This window comes from Candidatus Binataceae bacterium (assembly GCA_036495685.1).
GTDB lineage: Bacteria > Desulfobacterota > Binatia > Binatales > Binataceae > JAFAHS01.
In genome coordinates, this window is sequence record DASXMJ010000139.1 from 1 (window position 1) to 6,474 (window position 6,474).

5 protein-coding genes are annotated in these 6,474 nt (G+C 60.0%); 4 read left to right on the top strand and 1 reads right to left on the bottom strand.

What is annotated here, in order from left to right:
• A partial coding sequence (locus VGI36_13270) for a CoA transferase (GenBank protein ID HEY2486114.1) occupies positions 1 to 1,830 on the bottom strand: 1,830 nt, incomplete at its 3' end.
• Positions 1,831 to 2,343: 513 nt separating this feature from the next.
• Between VGI36_13270 and pstS the strand changes: the two genes are divergently transcribed.
• The 4 genes from pstS to VGI36_13290 all read left to right on the top strand — a co-directional run bounded on the left by pstS (position 2,344) and on the right by VGI36_13290 (position 5,827).
• Positions 2,344 to 3,381: a phosphate ABC transporter substrate-binding protein PstS gene (gene pstS, locus VGI36_13275; GenBank protein ID HEY2486115.1), complete on the top strand. Its 1,038-nt coding sequence runs from the start codon at positions 2,344 to 2,346 to the stop codon at positions 3,379 to 3,381.
• Between the two features lie 27 nt (positions 3,382 to 3,408).
• Positions 3,409 to 3,738: a hypothetical protein gene (locus VGI36_13280; protein ID HEY2486116.1), complete on the top strand. Its 330-nt coding sequence runs from the start codon at positions 3,409 to 3,411 to the stop codon at positions 3,736 to 3,738.
• Positions 3,739 to 3,845: 107 nt separating this feature from the next.
• On the top strand, positions 3,846 to 5,471 hold the full coding sequence (locus VGI36_13285; protein HEY2486117.1) for a hypothetical protein: 1,626 nt from the start codon (positions 3,846 to 3,848) through the stop codon (positions 5,469 to 5,471).
• Between the two features lie 74 nt (positions 5,472 to 5,545).
• Positions 5,546 to 5,827, top strand: a complete 282-nt coding sequence (locus VGI36_13290; GenBank protein ID HEY2486118.1) for a hypothetical protein — start codon at positions 5,546 to 5,548, stop codon at positions 5,825 to 5,827.
• The last annotated feature ends 647 nt before the right edge of the window (positions 5,828 to 6,474 follow it).

Genomic DNA, 6,474 nt, shown 5'->3' on the forward strand with positions numbered 1-6,474 from the left:
CGCCGAGCGGCCGCGATGCTCGGCACTGCCATTCTCCAGGTCGGGACGCCCGCGATAGAAGATGAACTCGCCCGCCTGGAGCGCCATCGAGGCTTGCAGCAGGGAGGTCTCGCAGAATTGTCCGCGCCCGGTCCGCTCACGGGCACACAGCGCGGTGACGCATCCAAGCGCGGAGATCATTGCGGCGCCGTAGTCGCAAATCGCGCAGGTCAGGTAAACCGGATGCCCATGCGGACCACCCTGTGCGGCCATCACTCCGGAGTACGACTGTAACAGCGGGTCAAAGCCGGGCCGATCGTGCTCGGGGCCGTGATTTCCAAACGCGTTTACCGACATGAAGATGATGCGCGGATTCAGCGACGAGAGCCGTGGGTAATCGAAACCGAAGCGGCGCATCCGCCCGGGGCGAAGATTCTCCACCACCACATCGGCCTTGCGCGCGAGCCCCTCAACTATTTCGCGGCCCGCCTCGGTCGCCAAATTGAGCGAAAGTCCGCGCTTGCCCTGGTTCCAGCCCAGAAAACCGAATCCGAAATGCCGAAAAGAATCGCCCTCGAGGCTTTCGATCTTGATAACAGTCGCACCGAGTTGTGCCAAAATCATCGGGCCATAGGAGCCGGCGATATAACTGGCGAAGTCCAGCACCACGATTCCGTCGAGCGGCCCCCGGGCGGGCGGCCGCGGCCCGTCAGCCGAGATCGACCGCGCCGGACCATCAGACTCTGCGAGCCACCTCCGCGCCGCACGCTCGTCGCCGCGCGCGGGCGCGGGTCCGGAAATCGCGCCCGGCGTGTCGTGAAGGAAAAACGGCAAGCCCAACTGCACCGTCGCGCCGAGCGTCGGGTCGTGGATTTCCTGGCGCATCCCCAGGGCTTGGGTCTGCTCCCAGTCGATAAATTCCTGGCGGGTCAGGACCGGCGCACAGGGGACATCGTTGTCGCGCAGAATCTTGAGCCACTCGGCGCGCGGTTTGGTGCGAAGGATCGGTTCGATGATGTCCTTCAGCGGTTGCCACTGATCACCTGGAATTCCCCAGGGAGCGTTTTCGAAGCGCGGGTCGGCAACCAGGTCGGGTCGTTCCAGCGCAAGCGTGAACTTGCCCCAGAAAGTCGAGTTACCGCACGCCGCGAACAAGTAGCGCCCGTCGCCAGCCTGAAACAATCGATAACAGGGAATCGGACCGAGCGGATCCTGGGGTCCGTGGTAGAGCGTGGTCAATTTCTCGTGGCGGATGATGCCCCCGGTCTGGAGCGAAAACGCGCCCGCGAGCAATGACACTTCAACGGCCTCCCCGGCCGCCTCCCCGCGGCGGGCAAACAGCGACGCTACCGCCGCCGTTGCTGCCATCACCCCGGCCGAATAGCTAGCTGCGGGAAATACCAGCGCGACCGGACTCGCGCTGCGCGCCCATTGGCTGCCGGTTATCCCGGAATAGGCAGCTACCAGATCGTCGTTCGCGTCAAACTCCGCCAGCTCACCGCGGCTACCCAGCGGCGGCACATTCACGGCTATCGCGCGGGGGTTCAACCGATGCACAGATTCCGGGTCGAGTTTCAGTCGCTTTAAATTCGCGGGAGTAAAACCGGTCACCACCACGTCGGCCCAGTGCAGCAGCTCCGCCACGCGTTCGGGAGCCGCATGCAGGTCAAAGAACAGCGACTGTTTGGAGCGGTTCAGAACGTGAAAATGTGACGAGCCGCGGCGCGCAGAACCGTCCCGCGGCTCGACCTTGATGGTTCGCGCACCCTGCTCCGCAAGAATCCACGCGGTGTACTCCGCCCCCAGGTTGGAACCGAACTCGACGACCTTAACGCCTTCCAGAGCCGACATTTCTCACCATCAAAGCGACATAAAGCATAAAAGGGATGCACCGCCGAATCGACTTTTACGCTCGGCAACCACATCGGATGGCGGAGATTGTCGTCGAGCGCGGCACAAAAGATCAACGGGTCTTCCAGCCCTGCGCTCGACTAATTCTTGCCGGGGTTCACCTCGATTTAGCGACCACCGGATTGCACGCCGCGCGGGCAGTTGGGTCACCGCGACTGCGCGCGGCACTTTCGATGGCACGATTCTCGCCTTTGGCCGGGTACCGAGGTTGCCATTTCGGTCGAGCGAACCGCGCGCGGTCCTGCCGTCGGGCACTCGCTCATTTTCAACCTACCTGTTCTTTATCAACACCAAGACGCGCCAGCCTGTCGGATTTCAATCGACTGACATCGTGGATTAATCGGGTCGTAACCTTGGCCGCCTAAGTTCACCGCGCTCGCGTATGACCTGCGCGGGACAGGCGAGGATTCTCCCGAGGGGGAGACAACTAGTTCTGAAAGACTGGAGAGAGCGATGAGAAAACCAATCGTGGTGGCTGCGTTGCTCGTGCTGGTCGGAGCGTTGGGCGGCTACGCATCCAGCCGCGCGGCGCTGCTGATCAACGGCGCGGGAGCAACCTTTCCGTACCCTATCTACTCGAAATGGTTCGATGTCTACGCCAAGCAAGTCCCCGACGTAAAATTCAACTATCAGTCGATCGGTTCCGGCGGCGGAATCCGGATGTTAACCAACCGTACGGTCGATATCGGTGCAAGCGACGCGCCCATGAGCGATGAACAGCTCAAAGCGGCGCCGGGGAAGATTCTCCATTTTCCTTCGGTGATGGGCGCGGTGGTAGTTGCCTATAACCTGCCCGGCTTCAGCGGAACACTCAAACTCGACGGGCCGACCGTCGCCGATATCTTCATGGGCAAGATCACCAAGTGGAACGATCCAAAGATCGCGGCGCTCAATCCGGGTGCTACTCTCCCCGCCACCGACATCGTGGTCGCCCATCGCTCTGACGGGAGCGGCACCAGTTACATCTTCACCGATTACCTTTCCAAGGTTAGTCCCGCCTGGGCCAGCGGCGTCGGCAAGGCGACCGCCGTCAAATGGCCGGTCGGATTGGGCGGCAAGGGCAACGAAGGGGTAACTGCGCTGGTGCAGCAGACGCCTGGCTCGATCGGCTACATCGAGCTGATTTACGCGCTTACCAATCACATCCCGTTTGCCGATCTAAAGAATCATGATGGCAACTGGGTCAAGGCCAGCCTGGAGGGAGTTACCGCGGCCGCAGCAGGTGCAGCGGCGAACATGCCATCCGATTTCCGCGTATCGATCACCGACGCGTCGGGCGCAAGTGCATACCCGATCTCGTCGTTTACCTACCTGCTGGTTTTTCAGCAGCAAAGCAAACGCGATGTCGGCGAGCAGGTAAAGCGGTTCATCAACTGGGCGCTGCATACGGGCCAGCAGTACGCGCCGCCCCTGAACTACGCTCCGCTTCCCGCCCAGGTGGTCGAGCTTGCGGCCAAGCAGGTGGACACAATCGAGCTTCCAGCCAAGTAACGAGCAGCACGAGGGGAGAGTTAAGAGATGGGTTCGAAGATGAATAGTCAGTTTCTGCGAATGAGTATTGGCGCAGGGGTAATCGTGGTAGGGTTGGCCAGCTGCTACAGCAGGAGCACAAGTGGAGGCAACTTCCCTCCGCCGGGCGCGGCGATGGCCAACGGCCAGCCGATTGTGCCTGCCGACATGAGCAACTGCACCCTCATAAGTTCCAGCTCGCCCACAAAATACGAATGCGGCGGCAAGCAATACACCACCTTCGATCTCTACCGGGCGCGCAGGGCGCGCGAGAATTATAAGAACGTCGGCGGCGGGCCGTCGGAGACCGTCGTCCAGCAGGGAAGCAAGCAACAGTAAGGGCAGGCGAAACAGAGACGGGCGTTACGGCGCCTGACGACTCAACGTTACGGCGCCCGAGGACAAGAGGAGGAACCCTGGTGAAAGTCGCAAAGCGTAGATTTCTAGTGGCGGCCATCCTAAGCGTGGTTTTGATCGCGCTGGGAACATCGGTGCCCGCGCGAGCGCAGGGCTATTCAACACCGATGCTGAAATTGTATGTCGATCCGGTCACCGGGCAGGTGTTCACCCGGCCCGGAAAAGGACGCTCCCTGCTGACCGAGGTGCCGGCCACGACGCTGGATGCGAACGCCATCGAGCGGCGGGTAGAGCAGAAAACCCAGGTGCAACTCGATGCCAACAAGCAGCAGATTCAGCAGCTGGTCCACCAGAATTCCGAGCTTACTCAGAGCAATGCGGATTTGGAGCGTCAGGTGGCGGAGATCAAACCCGCTTGGCGTAGCTATATCGACAACTTCCAGGACAAGTTCCGTATCGGAACCCTGATCTACGCAGACTGGCGCCTGTACACCCACACCGGATTTCAACCGCAGGAACTGACGCAGATTATGAATCCGGGACCACAGAACAACATTTTCAACTCATTCGACATTACCCGTACCTATCTGAATTTCTATTTCTTTCCCACCGAGGGCCTGACGGCACGCGTTACGCCGAATATCTATCAGCAGGTCGGCAACGGAACCAATGTTACGGTTGGCAATAACACGCAGTGGAATAGCAACCTGAACGGCAACTTGGGCTTCCGTCTCAAGTACGCCTACCTGCAATACAACAAGTTGTTCGACTGGTTAGAGCCGCTCAAAGGCAACACGATTACGGGCGGCCAGCAACCGAATCCGCTGGTCGCGTGGGAAGAAGACCTGTGGGGTTTTCGTTACGTGTGCTTGACGCCGTGGAACTACTATAGCCTGTCGTCCACGCAGGTCGGCGCATCCATTCAGGGGCCCATCAAGTTCAACGAAAAGCAGTACATCGACTATGACCTCGGCGTGTACAACAACGCCAGTTTCCATGCGACTGAGCAGACCAACACTGTGCAATACATGAACCGTATCAGCGTCTATCCGCTCGGCGCCAAGTGGCGCTTCGACGGCCTTGGCCTGACCTGGTTCTTCGACTATGGCTACACCAACGCCGCACCGAGCACGGAGGGCGGTGCGCCGTTCGGGCCGCGAGCCGCGCAGGCTCATATAATGCGCCAAGCGTTCCTCGCGCACTATACCGCCGAGAACTGGGGCTTGGTGTTCGAGTACGATTTGGGCCACAACGCCTTTACCACCAGCAATGCCTTCTCCGGGTCAGGACCCATAACCACGGGACCGCAGTCGGCCAATCCGTATTTCAACTTCAGCCAGATGTCGACCGCCTTCCTGAACAATGGCCGGAACCCCAACGACGGGTATGCTCTCATGGGCCATTATCATATCCCGCATACGCCGTTCACCGCCTTCGGCCTGTGGTCGCTGTGGCACCCGAACACGGATATCCAGAACAATCCTCTGGACTTCCAGCGCTGGGTGGTTGGTGTGCAGTGGCAGATCAACGAATACCTGCGTGTCGCGATCGACAACCAGAACGTGAGCTACTACCACAGCCAGCACGACGTCAGTTTTGCGTCCGTCGATTCGGTCGTGCCGGGCATCTTCAAGAAACCGGGTGCCGGTCAAGTTGTCGATGCAGTACCGATCGACACCCACTCAATCTTTATCAACCTGGAGTTCAGCTACTAGAAGTCAGATGCGTCCGGCGCGGTGCAGACGGTGCACCGCGCCGGACCAACCCGCCACGAAAGGAAAAACCACGCATGAAGCGATTGATTACTGCAGGGGTGGCTCTGGGGCTGGTGGTCACGTTAGGCGCATGCAGCAATGCGATCACGACACCATCGGAAGAGAGTCGAAGCGCCGTAGCCCAGTGGAAGGGCAGAAATCGCATCGAGCTCACCCAGCAGATGGGTCAGCCCAAGGAAGCGGTGCCGCTGACCGATACCGGCGGCGAGATGCTCTACTATTCCTATGAGGGTCATCACTACGTGTTTGAAACCGACCCGCAGGGAAATATCATTTCGGCGGTGCAGACCCACTAGTACGCCCGCGTCATTTTCGAGTACGCGCAATCTATCGGCAGATTTGGGCGGTGCGGCGGTGGTCGCGCTGCCCGCTGTTTTTTGGACGGACCGAGGAGTCGGCCCTTCCATTGTCGCACCAGAACGCCACTGGTAGGATTCAAGATTGCGCTCCCACGCAGGCGGTCTCACGACGACGAAGTATCTGGCGATCGGAACTGTCGCGGCGAAGCGTTTCACTACCTGCGCAGGTTGTGTGGAGCAGGAAAGGCGCGAGGCGGCGCGGAATGGATTGGCAGGACCGCTAGCCGAGCAGATGGGAGCGTCAAGGCAGGCCGTGCCAATCACCGACACCGGGGGCGAGGAACTGCTCTACACTTTCCAGCGTCACCACTACTATTTCCAGACCAATGCTCAGAGAGTGATTGAAATCGCCGTGAGAACCGACCAATTACGGGCCTTTTCCAGACCTCGTCTTCAAATGGGCTTGTAGCCCGAACGTACGGCAGCAGAGTCGATTCATTTCTCGCCCGTCGCCTATCAGCAATTCCAGAAGAGGGCAGATCTGCTGTTCGCTTGTAGATTCGGAGCCGGCGGGCGCCCCAACCCGGCGGACAATCGCAGACGAGCCGGGAGCGCGAGTTCATTGGGGTGGACATTTGCCGGTA